The following is a 16632-nucleotide window of genomic DNA, read 5'->3' as shown; positions in this document are numbered from 1 at the left end:
GCCCTCGACGCCGCCGGTGCCCCGGCCACCTCCTCGCGGCTGGTCAGCCCGGCCGACGCCGCCGCGCTGCCCGGCCGGCTCCCGGACGGCGACGGCGGCCAACTGCTGCGGCACCGGGCGTCGACCAGCCTGCTCGGCATCGGCCCCGCCGTGCCGCTCGACGAACCGGTCGCCCTGGACGACCTGCTCACAGGCGATGAACGAGACCGCACGTGGTGACCCGCCGTACGCCCGAAGCCGGCCCGCCCGGCGCCCGGCGGATATCCACTCCCGCCCTGCAGCTGGCCCGGCTCGTCATCACCGACACCGCCGACCATCACGCCGTCGGCGTCATCCACGGCCTGGCCGGGCTCGGTAAGACCTTCGCCATGCGTACCTGCACGAGCGCGCTGGCCGCCCGCACCCGCCCTGCCGAGCGGATCGAGGTCGCCACCATCGCGTTCCCGTCGCGGCCCACCATGCGGCTGTTGGCCGATCTGCTCCTGCAGACCCTGACCGGCGCCCCGCCCGCCCGGCAGGCCAACCGCTTCTACCTGACCGCCGCGCTGGTGCGCGAGCTCGCCCGCGTCCCGCGGCTGGTCGTCGTCGACGAAGCGCAACGGCTGCCCGAGGAGTGCATCGAGCTGCTGCGGTACCTGCACGACCACGACGACACCAGCTTCGGGCTGCTCTACGTCGGCGGCAACGGCTGCTGGGAAGTCCTGTCCCGCCAGCCGATGCTGCGCTCGCGGGTCTGGCGGCGCCAAACCTTCGCCCCGATGAGCCGCGCGGAGGTGCCACAGGTGATGCGCTCCTACCACCGGCTCTACACCGACGTCGACGACGAACTGCTGCACTACGTCGACGACAAGTTCGCCCACGGCATCTGGCGCAACTGGGCGCTGTTCTCCTCCACCGCGCACCTGATCGCCAAACGCGCCCGGCGCACCCGCCTGGACGCCGAGATCGTCGACAACGCGTTCGCCCTGCACCCAGGCGCCGGCGATGCCGGCTGACCGCCGGCCGTCGATCGTCGTCGTGCGCGACCCGCACGACACCCCGGCCACCCGCAGCCTGCTCGAGCGCGTCGACCAGCTCGACCGGGGCGTGCTGGTCGTACGGCCGGTCCCCGGCACCACCAGCCCCGCCGTCCTCGCCCTCGCGATCCTCGCCGCGCTCGGCAAACAAGTCGACCCGCCTCCGCGCGGCCTGACACGCCACTGGTGGGCTCTGGCGTGCGCGTGGGCCGCCGGCCACCAGGTCGACTACCTCGTCATCGACCGCGCGCACACCCTGCCCGCCCGGCTGATCACCCAGCTGATCGAGCTGGCCGCCGATATCGCCGCGATCGGCGTCTGGTTCATCGACCCTTCCCCGCAGGCGGATGCGCCCGCGCTGGCCGACCTCGCCGGCGTCACCGTCCAGCCGCCGCTCCAGTTGCTCAACCTCACCCTCAACCAGCCCGACCGGCCGGCGCAGCCCGACCGGCCCGCACATCCCGCCGCTCGACCTGCCGCCCGATGGCTTCCTGACCTTTCGCTACGCCTGCCAGCGGCGCCTTCCCGCGGCCGACCGCGCCCGGGTCGACGACGCCTGGCTGTGGTTCTTCGACGACACTCGCTGGTGGCTGCGCCACACCCAGCTGCTCGACCACACCGTCCGGCCCGACCCGCGGCGGCTGATCGCCGCGACCCTCCCGCTGACCGCGATGCTCAGCGTCCGGCTCGCCGCACTGTTCTACACCGCACGTCATCACACCGACGCGATGCTGCGGCTGCGCGCCACCCAGGCCGCCCTGTTCCGCGACGGGATCCTGCTGCACCACGAACCCCGCAGCCACGAGCTTCCCGCCCCGGGCCTCGGCAGCCGGCTCACGCCCGACATCGCAGCGGCCATCAGCCACACCGTGTCCACCGCAGCCGCGACCGCCGCGGTGCTACACCTGATCAACCCGCTCACCGGCCTCGGCTATCCGGTGCCCCGGCCGCCGGTCCTGGCCGACCTCGCCGCCGACGGCAGCCAGCTGCTCACCGCGCACGGCCCCGTCCCCGTCCCCGCCTGCGCGCAACCGGTCCTGCGTGCCCACCGGCACCTACTCGACCCGACCGGTGCCGCCCCGGACACCGCCCTGTTCGCCGGCGAACGGGCTACCTCGCGCGAACTCGCCGCCCAGGGCCTGCGACCGCTCAGGCTTACCAGCGACCCCGGGCCGCGCTACCGGCGCAGCCGGGCCTACCTCCGCGGGCACGCCACCGACTGGATGCGGCACCGCGGCCTGGAACTGTGCGCCCTGGCCGAGATGCAAGCCTGGTCCGGTCACCCATGACCGAGCCGGCCACCTTCGGCGCCGGCCTGCTCGCCCGCGCCCGCGAGCACGGCATGACCAGCGAAGACCTCGCTGACCTGCTCGGCTTCTCCGTCGCGCACGTGCGGGCCCTGCCCGGGCCGGCCGCGCTCAACAACCACCCCGCCATGGTGCTGCGTACCCTCGCCGAACGCCTCGACCTGCCCTGGCCCGGCTGGCTGACCACCGAGAACTCATGGCCCGACCCACCCACCAGCGACGAACGCACCGATCCCGCCCAGGTCCACGCCGTCCTCGCCGCAGCGTTCACCCAAACCCTGCACCTCGGCGAGATCGCCGACGTCCTCGATTGGGACACCGACCGCGTCCGCCGCGCCATCGACCTGCTCGCCACCCGCGCCCGACCCGGCGGCGGCACCCGGCTGACCATCACCGGCGACACTCTCACCCTGACCCTGGCACCCGGAATGCTCGACCATGCCGCACGGCGGCGACTCAACCAGCTCCTGCACGCCCACGGCCTCGGACCCGACCCGCACGTGCTGCACCTGATCCACCAGCTCAGCAACCCGTACGCCCCCCGCACCGCAGCCGACAGCGCACCCGACCTCATCACCGAAGCCCTGGAGTACCGGCTCGTCGACTACGAGACCGACCCGGAAACCGGCGCGACCGAGCTGGGGCTGCACCCCGACGTCAAGTTCAGCCTGGGCATCACCCAGTTCCGGTACCCGCTCGAAGGCGAGCCCGACGAGTCAACCACTGAAGATCCGTGACGCATCCAGTGAAGAACGCTGTCGCGCCTACCGAAGGACCGTGGCGCTAGCCGCTGAAGACCAGCTGGCGCTCAACACATCGCGCCGTGGGAGCCGCGGGCCACGTGGGCGAGGCTGTGCCGCAGCATCCGCCCCGGTTCCTTGGTGTGCATCCGGCCGGCGGTGTGGATCTGGTGGGGTGCGCTCTCCATCAGCAGCCATGCCGCCGCACCGCCGGCCGGCGAGCCGGGGTTCCGGCGAACGGCGGCGTGCCGGGCCCAACCACGGGCCAGGTCGGCGACCAGCGCGGTCTGTTCCTCGGCGCCGCCGTCGACGGCGGACGGGTAGTGGTCGACCGCGACCAGGTCGACCTCGGTGGCCCAGCGGGCGTGGTCGACCGGCACCCAGTCGCCGAGTACGTAGTTGGTGGTGATGGTGAGCGCCGGGTTCGCCGCCCGCAGCAGGTCGCGTTGCTCGATGTACGCGGCGAGCAGGGTGTCCGACCAGAAGCGACGGAAGTCGAGCAGCTGGCCGGGGTTGGGCAGGTACTGGGTGGCCCGGGGGGTGCTGATCTGCGCCCAGTCGGAGTACTGCTGGCTCCAGAAGCTGGTGACCCAGGCGTCGTTGAGGGCGGCCAGGTCACCGTGGCGGGTGGCCAGCCAGCGCCGGAAGGCCCGGGCGGTGTGCTCGCAGTGGCAGGTGGTGCCGTACTCGTTGTGCACGTGCCAACCGGCCAGCGCCGGGTGGTGGGCGTACCGCTCGGCCAGGGCGGCGGTGATGCGCAGCGCGGCGTCGCGGTAGGCGGGCGTGGCGGCGCAGTAGGTGTCCCGGCTGCCGTGGTGTAGCCGGATCCCGTCGGCGGTGACGGGCAGCGCGCCCGGGTGGGCCAGGGAGAACCAGGGTGGTGGCGAGGCGGTGGGGGTGGCCAGGGCGACCCGTACGCCCCCGCTGTGCAGCAGGTCGAGCACCTGGTCGAGCCAGGCGAAGGTGTACCGGCCGGGTGCCGGTTCGAGCCGGGACCAGGCGAACACCCCCACGGTGACGAGGTTGACTCCGGCCTGGCGCATCAGCGCGACGTCCTCGGACCAGACCTGCGCCGGCCACTGTTCGGGGTTGTAGTCGCCGCCGTGGCAGAGCGGGTCGTCGGTCCACATCACCATCACCAGCCCGCCGATTTAGTTGAGGACACGTCCAAACTATGGATCACCCCGACGCATGTCAACAGCCGGTCTCCGGCTCGCATTTGCCGCCATCGTTGACAGTTCGTTGGATAGTTAAAGAAACTGTCGGCACCGCCGCGAACGCCGCCGAGGAGAGCTGATGCCGTACCGACCGCCGTTGGTGCCCTACGAGACCTTCGTCGCCGACCCACCCGACCTGCCGGTACGCACCCCCGGTGAGGGCGGCCCGGCCATGGTGAGCCGGGCCGAGATCGCCGGCACCGACGCACACGGCGCCACCGTCAAGGCGGTGCTGGCCGACGGGGTGACGGCGGTGGTGCGCATCGACGCGGCCGGCGACGGCATGATCCGGGTACGGCTGGCCGAGGATCCCCAGGCCCGCAGCCGGTCGGCCCGGCTGATGCCGCTGACGCATCCCCGTCCCCACCCGGCCACCGTCACCGTCGACGACCGGCAGCTGCGGATCGACGCCGGTGCGCTGATCGCCGAGATCCGGCTCGACCCGTGGCACATCCGGTTCCTGCGCCCCGACGGCTCGCTGCTGCTGGAGCAGGATCCGGGCACCATCGACATCAGCGGTCGGCAACGCACCCTCCCGTTCGGCCACTCCACCGCCGACGGCGTCCGGGTCGCCTGGCACGAGAGTTTCGTCGCCCCCGGCGACGAGCGGTTCGTCGGCTTCGGTGAGAAGTTCACCCCACTGGACAAGCGTGGCCAGCGGGCTCTGATGTGGAACTTCGACGCCTTCGGCAGCGAGTCCGACCGGGCGCACAAGAACGTGCCGTTCTACCTGTCCAACCGGGGCTACGGCGTCCTGGTCGACAGCGGGCTGCCGGTGCAGTTCGACGTCTGCCAGTCCACCCACAGCGCGGTGCAGATCCTGGTCCCCGACGACCTGCTCGACTACTACGTGCTGGCCGGGCCGACCCCCGCCGAAGTGCTCGACCGGCTGCACCAGCTGACCGGGCAGCCGTACCTGCCGCCGCGCTGGGCCTTCGGCACCTGGGTCTCCTCGGGCTTCTACCCCGACAGCCAGGAACGGGTGCTGGAGCGGGCCCGACGCCTGCGCGAACGCGACATCCCCTGCGACGTGCTGCACCTGGACTGCTACTGGCAGGTGGCCGGCAACTGGTCGGACCTGCGCTGGGACACCGAGGCGTTTCCCGACCCGGCCGGCATGCTGCGGACCCTGTCCGAGCAGAACTTCCGGGTCTGCCTCTGGATGAATCCGTACCTGATGACGGCCAGCCCGCGCTACGCCGAGGCCGACGCGGCCGGCTACTTCCTGCGTCGACCCGACGGCAGCACGTACGTCGCCGACGTGTGGCACGGCAGCTACCCGGCCTCGGCCATCGTGGACCTGACCAACCCGGCGGCGGTGGACTGGTTCACCGGGCTGCTGCGGCCCCTGCTGCGACAAGGCGTGGCGGTGTTCAAGACCGACTTCGCCGAGGGGGTGCCCGCCGACGCGGTGGCGCACAACGGGATGAGCGGCGTCGACCTGCACAACGTGTACGCCCTGCTGTTCAACGACGTGGTCGCCGCGGTCACCGAGGAGGTGGCCGGTCACCGGGCGGTGTGGGCCCGCTCGTCCTACCTGGGCGGGCAGCGGCACAGCGCGCAGTGGAGCGGCGACGTCAACGCCACCTGGCCGGCCCTGGCCAGCACGCTGCGTGGGGGCCTGTCGCACGGCCTGTCGGGGGTGCCGTTCTGGAGCCACGACACCGGCGGCTTCCACGGCACACCCGAACCCGACCTGTACGTCCGCTGGTCGCAGTTCGGTGCGCTGTCGCCGCTGGTGCGGCTGCACGGCACCACCAGCCGGCTGCCGTGGGAGTTCCCGGCAGAGGCGGAACGACTCGCGGTGGCCGCGTTGCGGCTGCGCTACCGGCTGATGCCGTACCTGTGGTCGGCGGCGGTGCAGGCGGCCCGCACCGGCGTACCGATGATGCGGGCCCTGCTTGTCGACACCCCGCAGGACCCGACGGCCTGGACCACCGACCTGCAGTACCGGCTCGGGACGGACCTGCTGGTCGCGCCGGTCACCGACGCGTCCGGCGAGCGGGACGTGTACCTGCCCGTCGGCGACGACTGGTTCGACGCCGGCACCGGCGAGCTGCATGCGGGTGGCCGGCACCTGCGGGTGCGGGTGCCGCTGTCCCGGATGCCGCTGTACGTGCGCCGGGGTGCCCTGCTGCCGCTGGTCACGCCGGGGGCCACGGTCGGCGACGGGCCGTTCCGGGAGGTCACCCTGGTCTGCTGGGGGGCGGCGGACGGGCGCGCGGTCGTGCACGACGTGGACGGCGACACGATCATCGAGGCGGTCCGCGACGGCGACGAGTTGCGGATCCAGACCCGGGGGCCGCTGCCGGTGGGGCAGCTGGCACTCGCGGGGGTCGGCGACGCCGACCGACCGGCCCGGTCACTGCTCAACGGTGCGGCGGTGACCGTCCTGCCCTTCGCGGGGCTGTTCCCCGCGTCGGGCTGACCGTGCCCGCGCGGCGTCCGGCTGGACGGAGTCGGGCGCCGCGCGGCTACCGGGTCGCGGCGCGGGTGGGGTCAGCCCTTCACCGCGCCGGTGATCACGCCCTTGGTGAAGTGCCGCTGCACGAACGGATAGATGATCACCGCCGGAATCACCGTCACCACCACCACCGCCATCTTGACCGCGAGCGTCGGCGGGTACGCGGTCACCCCGGGCAGACTCACCGCCGCGCCGGAGACGTTCGGCGACTGCCCGGCCAGGATGTAGCTCTGCAATACCCGCTGGATCGGGAACTTGTCGTTGGAGTCGATGTAGAGCACCGCGTTGAAGTACACGTTCCAGTAACCGACCGCGTAGAAGAGCCCGACCACGGCGATCACCGCCTTGGACAACGGCAGCACGATCCGGGTGAGGATGCGCAACTCCCCCGCGCCGTCGATGCGGGCGCTGTCGAGCAGCTCCGCCGGCACGTTCATGAAGAACGCGCGGATCACCACCAGGTTGAACACGCTTATCGCGCTGGGCAGGATCAGCGACCAGAGGCTGTCCTTGAGGCCCAGACCGGTGACCACCAGGTAGCTCGGCACCAGCCCCGGGAAGATCAGGAACGTCAGCAGGAAGTAGAACAGCAGCCCCCGGTGGGCCACCGAGCCCGGTCGGGACAGTCCGTACGCGGCCAGCACGGTGAGCACCAGGCTGACCGTGGTGCCGAACACGGTGACCAGGGTGCTGACCCACACGGCCCGGGTGACGTCGCCGCCGCTGAAGATGGTGATGTACGCCGACGGGTCGAACTCCCGAGGGATCATGACCATGCCACCCGCGTCGTCGATGGTGCCGCGTGAGGCGAGGCTGGTGACCAGCACCGCCCAGAGCGGCACCAGCACCGCCGCCACCAGCAGCGTGAGCACGACCCCCTTGCCGACGGTCAGCGACGTCGACGGGCTGCCCGCCCACACCGGACGACCGGGGCGACGTCGCCGCGGTGGCCCCGCCGTGGTCGGTGCTGCGGGCACCGGCCCGGCGCCACTGAGCTGTGCGGTCATGATTTCGCGTACACCCCCTGCTCACCGAGCCGATGCGCGATCTTGTTCGCGGTGAGGATCAACACCAACCCGACCACCGCCTTGAACAGGCCCGCCGCGGCGCCGAGTCCCCACTGCTGGGTACTGATCGCCTGGTAGTAGACGAACGTGTCGAGCACCTCGGCGGCCCCCCGGCCGACCGCCTCCCGTTGCAGGATGAACTGCTCGAACCCGACCGAGAGCGCGTCGCCGAGCCGCATGATGAGCAGCAGCACGATCACCGGACGCAGGCCGGGCAGGGTGATGTGCCACAACCGCCGCCACCGGCCGGCCCCGTCGGCCGCCGCCGCCTCGTACAGGTTCTGGTCGATGGCGGACAGCGCGGCCAGGAAGACGATCGCGCCCCACCCCAGGTCCTTCCAGACCGCCTCGGCGGTGACCAGCACGATGAACGTCTCCGGGTTGGTCATGATCCCCCACGGCTGCAGACCGGCCTGGCGCATCTCCTGGGCCAGCAGTCCGGCCCCACCGAACATCTGCACGAAGAACGTCACCACCAGCACCCAGCTGAAGAAGTGCGGTAGGTAGACGACGCTCTGCACGAACCCGCGCAGCCGCCCGGAGACGACGCTGTTGAGGATGAGCGCCAGCAGGATCGGCAGCGGGAAGAAGAACACCAGTTGGAAGGCGGTGATGCTCAGTGTGTTGCGGACCGCGTCCCAGAACAGCGGGTCGCGGAAGAGTGCCTCGAAGTTGCCGAAGCCGATCCACTCGCTGTTGAGGAACGCGTCCAGCGGGTCGTCGCCAACGAACGGGTTGTAGTCCTGGAAGGCGATGACGTTGCCCAGGGTGGGCAGGTAGTGGAAGACCAGCAGCAGCACCGCCGCCGGTGCGGCCATCGCCAGCAGCGGCCAGTCGCGGCGCAGCCGGGCCCGCAGGCTGCGCCGTCGGGGACGCCGTGGTGACGGCGTACGCCCGGCAGGTGGCCGCGTGTCCACCGCGCCGGGGGCGCTCACGACCGCATCCCGGCACCGGTCGACGGCGCACTCACCTGCCCGCTCATCGGCCGTTGTCGGCGAGCGCCTTCTCGTGGAACGCGCGGCCCTCCTCGCCACCGGTGTCGAGGAACTCCTTACGTATTTGGGCCAGGTCGCTGACCGGGCGACGGCCGCGCAGGATGTCGCGGAGCTTGTCGTCGGTCGGCTGGATGATCTTCGACCAGTTCGCCGGCAGCTCCAGCTTGATCCCGGCGAACAGGTCCTGCTCCATCTGACCGATGTGGTTGCGGTAGTACCCGATGTAGTCCTGCACGTAGTTCGGGGTGTCGCCGCTGCGCACCTTGACCGGCACCCGACCTCCGATGTGGGTGTACTGCGCGCCGAGTTCCTTACGGCCCAGCTCGGTCAGCGCTGGCGTGCCGTCGGCGCCCCGGGTGAAGTGTTGTCCCTCCACGCCGTACTCGCGCAGCTCGAACTCCCGGCTGCCGAACGGGGCGGCACACCAGTTGAGCACCCGCAGCATCTCGTCGACCCGCTCGGCGGACAGGTCCTTCTTGAGGAAGGTGTAGAAGATCGGCTTCTCACTGCCCCAGATGACCGGCTGGGCGCCCTGAGCGCCGAAGACCGGCAGCGGCTGCATGTCGAAGGTGGGCAGTTCCTTGACCCGTTCGCTCTGCATGCCCTGCCAGGCACCGAGGCCGTCGCGGTACATGAGGATCTTGCCGGAGTTGAACAGCTGTTTCTCGTCGGCGCCCTTGCTGGCCACCGTGTCCGGGTGTACCAGGCCCTCGGCGAACAGCCGGGCGGTGAACGCCAGCGCCGCCTCGAACGCCGGGTCCTCGAACTTGTGCTGCAGACCGCCGTCGGGCTTCTTGCGCCAGGTCTGGTGACAGCCGAAGTACTGCTGGATCATCTCGAAGACGCTGCCGAAGGCCCACACGCCCTTGGCCGGTTCGGTGGCCTTCTTGCCGAACTCGTACAGCTCGTCGGGGCTGGTGGGGGTGGCCAACCCGGCGGCGCCGAGCAGATCCTTGCGGTAGAACATGGCCCACGCGAAGGGACCGTCGGTGGGAAACGGCACGGCGTAGAGCCGCCCGCCCCAGACCGAGTACTCCCAGGCGCCGCTGGGCAGCGCCGCCAGGTACGGGTACTTCGCCGCGTTGTCGCCCTGAAGGTGGTCGGTCAGATCGGTGAACAACGCCTTGACGGCGTCGGAGAACCGGGCGACCTTGTCCACCTCCCAGTTCGGCGCGGACAACAGCTCCGGCACGTCGCGGGCGCCGAGCATGGCGTTGAGTTTGTCGGCGTAGGTCAGGCCGTCCTGCAGGCTCGGGTCGACCTCCACGCCGAGCTTGCTGTTCACCGCGCTCAGGTAGGAATTGCGGCCCAGCGGCGGCGGGGTCGGACCCCACCAGGGGCTCATCGTCTGGATCGGCGGGCCACCCCGGCCGGGTAGCTCGGTGACCGCGTCGACGAGTTCGCGCGGGTAGCTGAGGTAGCCGTGCGGGATCGGCCCGTCGCCGGGGATGTCCGGCTTGAGCAGCTCCGCCGGCTTGTAGGTGGGCAGCACCGCCTTGATGGCGTCGGCGTTTGTGGCGCTGCCCTGGCTGCCGGCCTCCTTGCTGCAACCGGCCAGAGCACCGCCGCCCACGGTCGCGGCGGCGCCGAGGCCGATCAGCCGCAGCATGGTCCGGCGGTCGGTGGATGTGCGCGCAGAAGGCGTCACGGCGCACTCCCTTCGTCGTCGATAACGGTTGCGGAGCGGGGGACTCCGGCTAGGATTAGTTGGGGTTCTAGCCGAACAAACTAATCGACGGCAATCCGTCCCACAAGACAGCGCGGGCAGCCTGGTCGGCCCCGCCAGCGCGGTACGCGATGATGGAAGCGCGCCGCGACACCGGCGCAGGGAGCGGGCAGATAGTGATCAGCATCCACAACGAACCGCAGCCGACCGACCTCGGTGACGTGCGCGTCGCCAACCGGGCGGTGGTGCTGCGGCACGTACGCCTGCACGCCCCCTGCTCCCGCGCCGACATCGCCGCCCGCACCGGCCTGAACAAGGCCACCGTCTCCAGCCTGGTGACCGAGCTGATCGACCAGCGGCTGGTCCGCGAGACCGGGCTCACCGAGAACCGGGTCGGCCGACCCGCCACCATGCTGGTCCTCGACGGTGAGCCGTACGCCGCGCTGGGCCTGCAGATCGGCCCCGACGAACTGGTGGCCGTCGCCATCGACCTCGGCGGCAACCGGCTGCTGACCTGGCGGCGGGCCTTCGCCGCGACCGCCGTGCCCGCCACCGAGACGCTGCGCGCCCTGGCCGCGCTGGCCCGGCGCGCGGTCGGACGGGTCACCGCCCAGGGCCGCACCGTGCTGGGCCTCACCGTCGGCGTGCCCGGCCTGGTCGACCCGTCCGGCGCGGTGCCACTGGCCAGCGCCCTGGGCTGGCGGGACGTGCCGGTCGCGGCGCAACTGCGCACCATCCTGAGGGATCCGGAGTTCGCCGTCGCGGTCGACAGCGTCGCCAACCTCGCCGCTCTCGCCGAGCAGCGGCACGGCCCGTACGCGGGCACCACCGACCTGGTCCACCTGACCGGTGGGCTCACCGTCGACGCCGGCATCATCGCCGCCGGACGGCTACTACGGGGCGGGCGTGGCTTCGCCGGGGCTGTCGGGCACCTGTCGCTGGATCCGACCGGGCCATCGTGCGCCTGCGGCGCCCACGGCTGCCTGACCGCCCTGGTCGGCCTGCCCGCCGTGGTACGCCGGCTACTGCCCGACGCCGAGGCCGACGGTCCGGTGCTCGACTACCTGCCGGAGTTGACCCGGATCGTGGCGCTGGCCCGGCAGGACGACCCGGGGGTGTGCAGCGGCCTGGCCGAGATCGGCCGGCACCTGGGCCGCGGTGTCGCCATCCTGGCCGACCTGCTCAACCCGGAGACGGTCGTGCTCGGCGACCATCTCGCCACCCTGGCGCCCTGGCTGCTGCCGGCGGCCCGCTCGGAGCTGGAGGCCCGCGCACACACCCCGGGTGCCGGCGGCTGCCGGCTGGCAGCCTCCACCCTGGACACCGCCGCCGCGCTCGGCGGCGCCACCGCCGCCCTGGCCACCGTCGAGGCCGGACGGCTGCCCGCCCACTGACCCGGCGGGCAGCGTCTCCGATCGATGCCAGCTCGGCCGGTCGGGCCTTGACCCGAACCGCCCCAGGTGCCAACCTCGAAGCGAGCCGCTCCGCACGGGCACCCGGGGCGGCCTGCTTTCCACGGTTTGTCGAAGCGCTTCGCCAGCGTCCGGGCCGACGACCGCCACCCCACCATGACCTGCGAGGCCGCTCGGCCATCCGCCGTCGAAGCGCTTCGACCTCCGGCGCGCCGGGCACGGGAAGGCGACCCACCATGACCGACCGCACCACGCCCCCGATCCGGGACCGGATCGACGACCTGCTGACCCGGCTCACCCTGCCGGAGAAGATCGGGCTGCTGCACCAGTGGCAGGCCCCCGTCCCCCGGCTCGGCCTGCCCGGCTTCCGCACCGGCACCGAGGCGCTGCACGGCGTCGCCTGGCTCGGCCCGGCGACCGTCTTCCCCCAGGCCGTCGGCCTGGCCAGCAGCTGGAACCCCGACCTGGTACACGCCGTCGGCGACGCCGTCGGCGCCGAGGTACGCGCCAAGCATCACGCCGACCCGCAGCGCGTCGGCCTCAACGTGTGGGCGCCGGTGGTCAACCCGCTACGTGACCCGCGCTGGGGACGCAACGAGGAGGGCTGGTCGGAGGATCCGTGGCTGACCGGCCGACTCGCCACCGCCTACGCCGAAGGGCTCCGTGGCAGGCATCCGCAGCGGCTGCGTACCGCCCCGACGGTCAAGCACTTCCTCGGCTACAACAACGAGACCGACCGGGCCACCACCTCCAACGACCTGCCACCGAGGGTGCTGCACGAGTACGAGCTGCCAGCGTTCCGCGCCCCGCTCGCCGCCGACGCGGCGGTCGCCGCGATGGCCGCGTACAACCTGGTCGACGGGGTGCCGGCGCACCTGAGCCCGCTGATCGACGGTGAGCTGCGCCGGTGGGCGCCCGGCGAGGTCCTGGTCGTCGGCGACGCCGCAGCGGTGAGCAACATCGCCGGGGTGCAGGGCCACCTGCCCGACCACGTCGAGGGGTTCGCCGCGGCGCTGTGCGCCGGGATCGACAGCTTCACCGAGGACGACGCCGACAGCGCACCCACCCGCCGGTACCTCACCGAAGCCCTGGACCGTGGACTGATCAGCGAATCCGACGTGGACCGGGCGGTCCGTCGGGTGCTGACCGTCCGGCTGCGCCTGGGCGACCTCGATCCACCGCACACCGACCCGTACGCCACGACCGGGCCGGAGGTGATCGACTGCCCGGCGCACCGCGACCTGGCCCGGGAGTCCGCCCGGCAGTCCGTCGTGCTGCTGCGCAACCGTGGGCTGCTGCCGCTCACGCCCGGCCTGCGGATCGCGGTGCTCGGTCCGCAGGCCGACACCGTGCACACCGACTGGTACAGCGGCACCCTGCCGTACGCGATCAGCACCGTCCAGGGGTTGGCGCAGCGGCTGCCGAGGGTAACCACCCATGCCGGCGCCGACCGGATCACGTTGCGGACGGGTGACCGTTACGTGGAGTGCAGCGACCGGGCCGGGGGCGGTCAGCTCAGCGTCGGCGTCGACCCGGCCTCTTTCGACGTGTTCGACTGGGGTCGGGACACGATCGCGTTGCGGGCCGTCGGCAACGGCCGCCACGTCGGCGTCGACGACGACGGCGCACTGGTCAACGACCGTCCCGGCCCCGGCGGCTGGGTGGTCCGGGAAACCTTCCAGTTCGATCCGCTGCCCGACGGCACCGTGCTGCTGCGCCACCTGGCCACCGACCGGTACGTCACCGTGGACCGGGACGGCCGGCTGCGGGTCGACGGAGACGACCGGCGGGCCGCCACCGGATTCGGCATCGACGTGATCTGCGACGGTGCGGCGCAGGCCGCCGAGCTGGCCGCCGCCGCCGACGTGGCGGTGGTGACGTTGGGCAACCACCCGATGGTCAACGGACGCGAGACCGAGGACCGCCTCGACCTGGCCCTGCCGGCCCGGCAGGAGGCGATGCTACGCGCCGTGCACGCCGCCAACCCGCGCACCGTGCTGGTGGTCACCAGCAGCTACCCGTACGCGCTGGGCTGGGCGCAGCAGCTGCCGGCGGTGCTCTGGTCGGCCCACGGCGGGCAGGAACACGGTCGTGCCCTGGCCGACGTGCTGCTCGGCGACGCCGACCCCGGTGGCCGGCTCACCCAGACCTGGTACGCCGACACCGCCGAGCTACCCGACCTGCTCGACTACGACGTGATCGGCGCGGACTCCACCTACCTGTACTACCGGGGCGAACCGCTGTATCCGTTCGGGCACGGACTGTCCTACGCCGAGTTCGACTACCGTGATCTGCGGCTGAGCGCCACCTCCGTCACCGTCGGCGAGGATGTCGAGGTGAACGTGGACGTCACCAACACCAGTGACCGCCCCGGCGTGGAGGTGGTGCAGCTCTACACCCGGCAACGGCGCTCCCGGGTGAAGCAGCCCCTGCGGCAACTGCGCGACTTCGCCCGGATCGTCCTCGCTCCCGGCGAACGGCGCACCGTCACGCTGCGGCTGCGCAGCGCCGAGCTGAGCTGGTGGGACGCCGACGCGGGCACTTTCGTGGTGGAGGATGCCACCCACACCGTGCTGGTCGGGCGTTCCGCGACCGACGTGCGGCAGGTCGGCGCCGTGGCCGTACGCGGTGAGCCGCCGGCACGTCCGACGCGACCGCACGCCACGAGCGGGGTCCGGTGAGCGGGCGGGGCCGGGTGCCGTCCGGCCAACCCACCATCGCCGACGTGGCCCGGCACGCCGGCGTCGCGGTGAGCACCGTGTCGTACGTGCTCAGCGGTAAACGGGCCATCTCGGAGCTGACCCGCAACCGGGTGCTGGCCAGCGTCCGGCTGCTCGGCTACCACCCGAACGCGGGCGCGCGGGCCCTGGCCAGCCGACGCGCCAATGTCATCGCGTTGGTGCTGCCGCTGCGCTCGGGCATCCAGGTGCCGGTGGTGATGCAGTTCGCCACGGCGGTGGTGACCTCCGCCCGCGGTCACGACCACGACGTGCTGCTGCTGACCTCCGACGAGGGCCCGCAGGGGTTGCAGCGCATCGCCGCCGGCGCCCTGGTCGACGGGGTGCTGGTGATGGACGTGGAGCTGCACGACGTGCGGGTGCCGCTGCTGCGCGAGCTGGGTCGGCCCAGCGTGCTGATCGGGCTGCCCGCCGACACCGACGGGCTGACCTGTGTGGACCTGGACTTCCACCGGGCCGGGCAGGTCTGCGTGGAACATCTGGCGGGGCTGGGACACCGCCGCGTCGCGCTGCTCGGCGCCCCGGCCGCCGTCTACGACCGGGGCACCGGGTTCGCCCACCGCACGCGGGCGGGCGTGGTCGAGGCGGCTACCCGGCACGGCGTCGAGGCGGTCACGCTGCCCTGCGAGGAGAACGCCGCCGAGGTGCACGCCCAGGTCGTCGAGCTGTTCGACCGGCAACCTGAGCTGTCCGGCCTGGTGGTGCAGAACGAGGCGGCGGTCGGCCCGGTGCAGGCGGCGCTGGCCGCGTTGGGCCGACGGGTGCCCGACGACGTGTCGGTGGTGGCTGTCTGCCCGGACCAGTTCGCCGAGCACGCCAGCCCGCGCCTGACCTCGGTGCCGGTGCCGGCCGAGGAGATCGGCAGGCAGGCCGTGTCGCTGCTGATGCGGAAGCTGCGCGACGAGCCGACCCCGCAGGTGACGCTGCTGGAACCCCGGCTGACCGTCCGGGACAGCACGGCCACGGCGTTCGGCGCCCCGGCGGCGTACGACGGTCGGGCGGCCGCCCGATGACCGGTCCGGTTCAGCCGATCGTGTCGTTCACCTGGTGGCCGGCGGTGCCGCGACCCGGTTGGCGGTGCTGGGCGGGGCACTAGACTGCCCGCTCGATGGACGTTGAGTCGACTTTCGCCGCCGACACCCGCCCCTGCGCCCACTGTGGCCGCGACGTGCCGCAGCGGGCCGGTGCGGGCCGCCCGTTCCGGTACTGCCGGGACAACGACGGCGCCTGCCAGCGGGCCTCCCGCAACAGCCGGATGCGGCACCGCAACGCCCCGGGCCTGCCCGGGCAGGTGGCCCGCACCTGGGAGGCGGTGGACCGGCTCGACCAGATCGTGGCCACCCTGACCGAGGCGCTGCACGCCGAGTTGTCCCCGGCCGGGGTGCAGCGGCAGCTGTCGCAGCTGCGTGCGGACACCGCCGGGGAGATCGCGGCGGCGCAGACCGAACGCGACGAGGCGCTGCGGGTCGCCGAGGACGCCGCGGCCCAGGCCGAGCGGCAGCGTCGGCAGGCTCAGGCGGCGATCGTCGAGCGCGACACCGCCCGCGACGAGGCCGCCCACGCGACCGAACAGGCCACCTCGGCGACCCAGCGGGCGCAGGATGCGCAGACCGCCCGGGACGAGGCGCGGCGGGAGGCCGCCGCCGCGCAGGCGTTGCGGGCGCAGGCCGAGGCGGACCGCGACGCCGCTCGCGCCCAGGTGACCTCGGTACGCGCCGACCTGACCGCCGAGCGTCGTCGCAACGGTGACCTGGTCGCCGAACGCGACGCTGCCCGTACCGAGGCGGAACGGGCCGCCACCGCCACCGCCGCGGCACTCGCCGAGGCCGACCGGCTCCGCGCCGAGGTGGACCAGACGCGGGCCGCGGCCGAGCAGGCCCGGACGGAGGCCGCGCGGACCCGGGCCGAAGCTGAGCAGGCCCGGACGGAGACGGCCTCGGCTCGGGCCGAGGCCGAACGGGCGGTGCAGGCCCGGGCACAGGCCGACGCCGACCGCGAGCAGGCCCGGAC

Annotated in this window: 13 protein-coding genes; 9 read left to right on the top strand and 4 right to left on the bottom strand. The window is 72.5% G+C overall.

What is annotated here, in order from left to right; all coding sequences use genetic code 11:
* The 4 genes from AC2CHE_RS24575 to AC2CHE_RS24560 all read left to right on the top strand — a co-directional run.
* The coding region (locus AC2CHE_RS24575; protein ID WP_484507218.1) for a hypothetical protein at positions 1 to 219 on the top strand (219 nt) is incomplete at its 5' end.
* Positions 213 to 995, top strand: a complete 783-nt coding sequence (locus AC2CHE_RS24570; RefSeq protein WP_484507217.1) for an AAA family ATPase — start codon at positions 213 to 215, stop codon at positions 993 to 995. The genes AC2CHE_RS24575 and AC2CHE_RS24570, both read left to right, overlap by 7 nt.
* Positions 996 to 1363: 368 nt before the next feature.
* Positions 1364 to 2305: a hypothetical protein gene (locus tag AC2CHE_RS24565; RefSeq protein WP_484507216.1), complete on the top strand. Its 942-nt coding sequence runs from the start codon at positions 1364 to 1366 to the stop codon at positions 2303 to 2305.
* Positions 2302 to 3060 (top strand): hypothetical protein, encoded by a 759-nt coding sequence (locus AC2CHE_RS24560; protein ID WP_484507215.1) that lies wholly within the window; start codon positions 2302 to 2304, stop codon positions 3058 to 3060. The genes AC2CHE_RS24565 and AC2CHE_RS24560 overlap by 4 nt, the downstream gene beginning before the upstream one ends.
* A gap of 71 nt (positions 3061 to 3131) precedes the next feature.
* Here AC2CHE_RS24560 and AC2CHE_RS24555 read toward each other — a convergent pair whose 3' ends face one another.
* Positions 3132 to 4193 (bottom strand): beta-galactosidase, encoded by a 1062-nt coding sequence (locus AC2CHE_RS24555; RefSeq protein ID WP_484507214.1) that lies wholly within the window; start codon positions 4191 to 4193, stop codon positions 3132 to 3134.
* 166 nt (positions 4194 to 4359) lie between these two features.
* Here AC2CHE_RS24555 and AC2CHE_RS24550 point away from each other — a divergent pair, with 166 nt between their 5' ends.
* Positions 4360 to 6708 carry a TIM-barrel domain-containing protein gene (locus tag AC2CHE_RS24550; RefSeq protein WP_484507213.1) on the top strand — a complete coding sequence of 783 codons (2349 nt, stop codon included), beginning with the start codon at positions 4360 to 4362 and terminating at the stop codon, positions 6706 to 6708.
* A 71-nt stretch (positions 6709 to 6779) separates the two neighbouring features.
* Here the strand turns inward: AC2CHE_RS24550 and AC2CHE_RS24545 are convergent, their stop codons facing one another.
* Genes AC2CHE_RS24545 through AC2CHE_RS24535 form a run of 3 tightly spaced genes read right to left on the bottom strand, consistent with a single transcriptional unit; the run spans position 6780 to position 10454 of the window.
* Complete coding sequence (locus tag AC2CHE_RS24545) at positions 6780 to 7751, bottom strand: carbohydrate ABC transporter permease (RefSeq protein WP_484507212.1); 972 nt, start codon at positions 7749 to 7751, stop codon at positions 6780 to 6782.
* Positions 7748 to 8746 carry an ABC transporter permease gene (locus tag AC2CHE_RS24540; RefSeq protein ID WP_484507211.1) on the bottom strand — a complete coding sequence of 333 codons (999 nt, stop codon included), beginning with the start codon at positions 8744 to 8746 and terminating at the stop codon, positions 7748 to 7750. Before AC2CHE_RS24540 ends, AC2CHE_RS24545 begins: the two co-directional genes overlap by 4 nt.
* Before the next feature lie 43 nt (positions 8747 to 8789).
* On the bottom strand, positions 8790 to 10454 hold the full coding sequence (locus AC2CHE_RS24535) for an extracellular solute-binding protein (protein ID WP_484507210.1): 1665 nt from the start codon (positions 10452 to 10454) through the stop codon (positions 8790 to 8792).
* A gap of 194 nt (positions 10455 to 10648) precedes the next feature.
* Between AC2CHE_RS24535 and AC2CHE_RS24530 the strand changes: the two genes are divergently transcribed.
* The 4 genes from AC2CHE_RS24530 to AC2CHE_RS24515 all read left to right on the top strand — a co-directional run.
* A complete protein-coding gene (locus AC2CHE_RS24530) occupies positions 10649 to 11866 on the top strand; it encodes an ROK family transcriptional regulator (protein WP_484507209.1) in 1218 nt (405 codons plus the stop codon).
* 254 nt (positions 11867 to 12120) lie between these two features.
* Complete coding sequence (locus AC2CHE_RS24525) at positions 12121 to 14565, top strand: beta-glucosidase (RefSeq protein WP_484507208.1); 2445 nt, start codon at positions 12121 to 12123, stop codon at positions 14563 to 14565.
* Positions 14562 to 15635, top strand: a complete 1074-nt coding sequence (locus AC2CHE_RS24520) for a LacI family DNA-binding transcriptional regulator (RefSeq protein ID WP_484507207.1) — start codon at positions 14562 to 14564, stop codon at positions 15633 to 15635. Before AC2CHE_RS24525 ends, AC2CHE_RS24520 begins: the two co-directional genes overlap by 4 nt.
* 95 nt (positions 15636 to 15730) lie before the next feature.
* The coding region (locus AC2CHE_RS24515; RefSeq protein WP_484507206.1) for a hypothetical protein at positions 15731 to 16632 on the top strand (902 nt) is incomplete at its 3' end.

This window comes from Micromonospora sp. ATLC16 (genome assembly GCF_057196645.1).
Note: the sequence above shows the minus strand (reverse complement) of the source record. Positions and strands in the feature narration are given on the sequence as shown.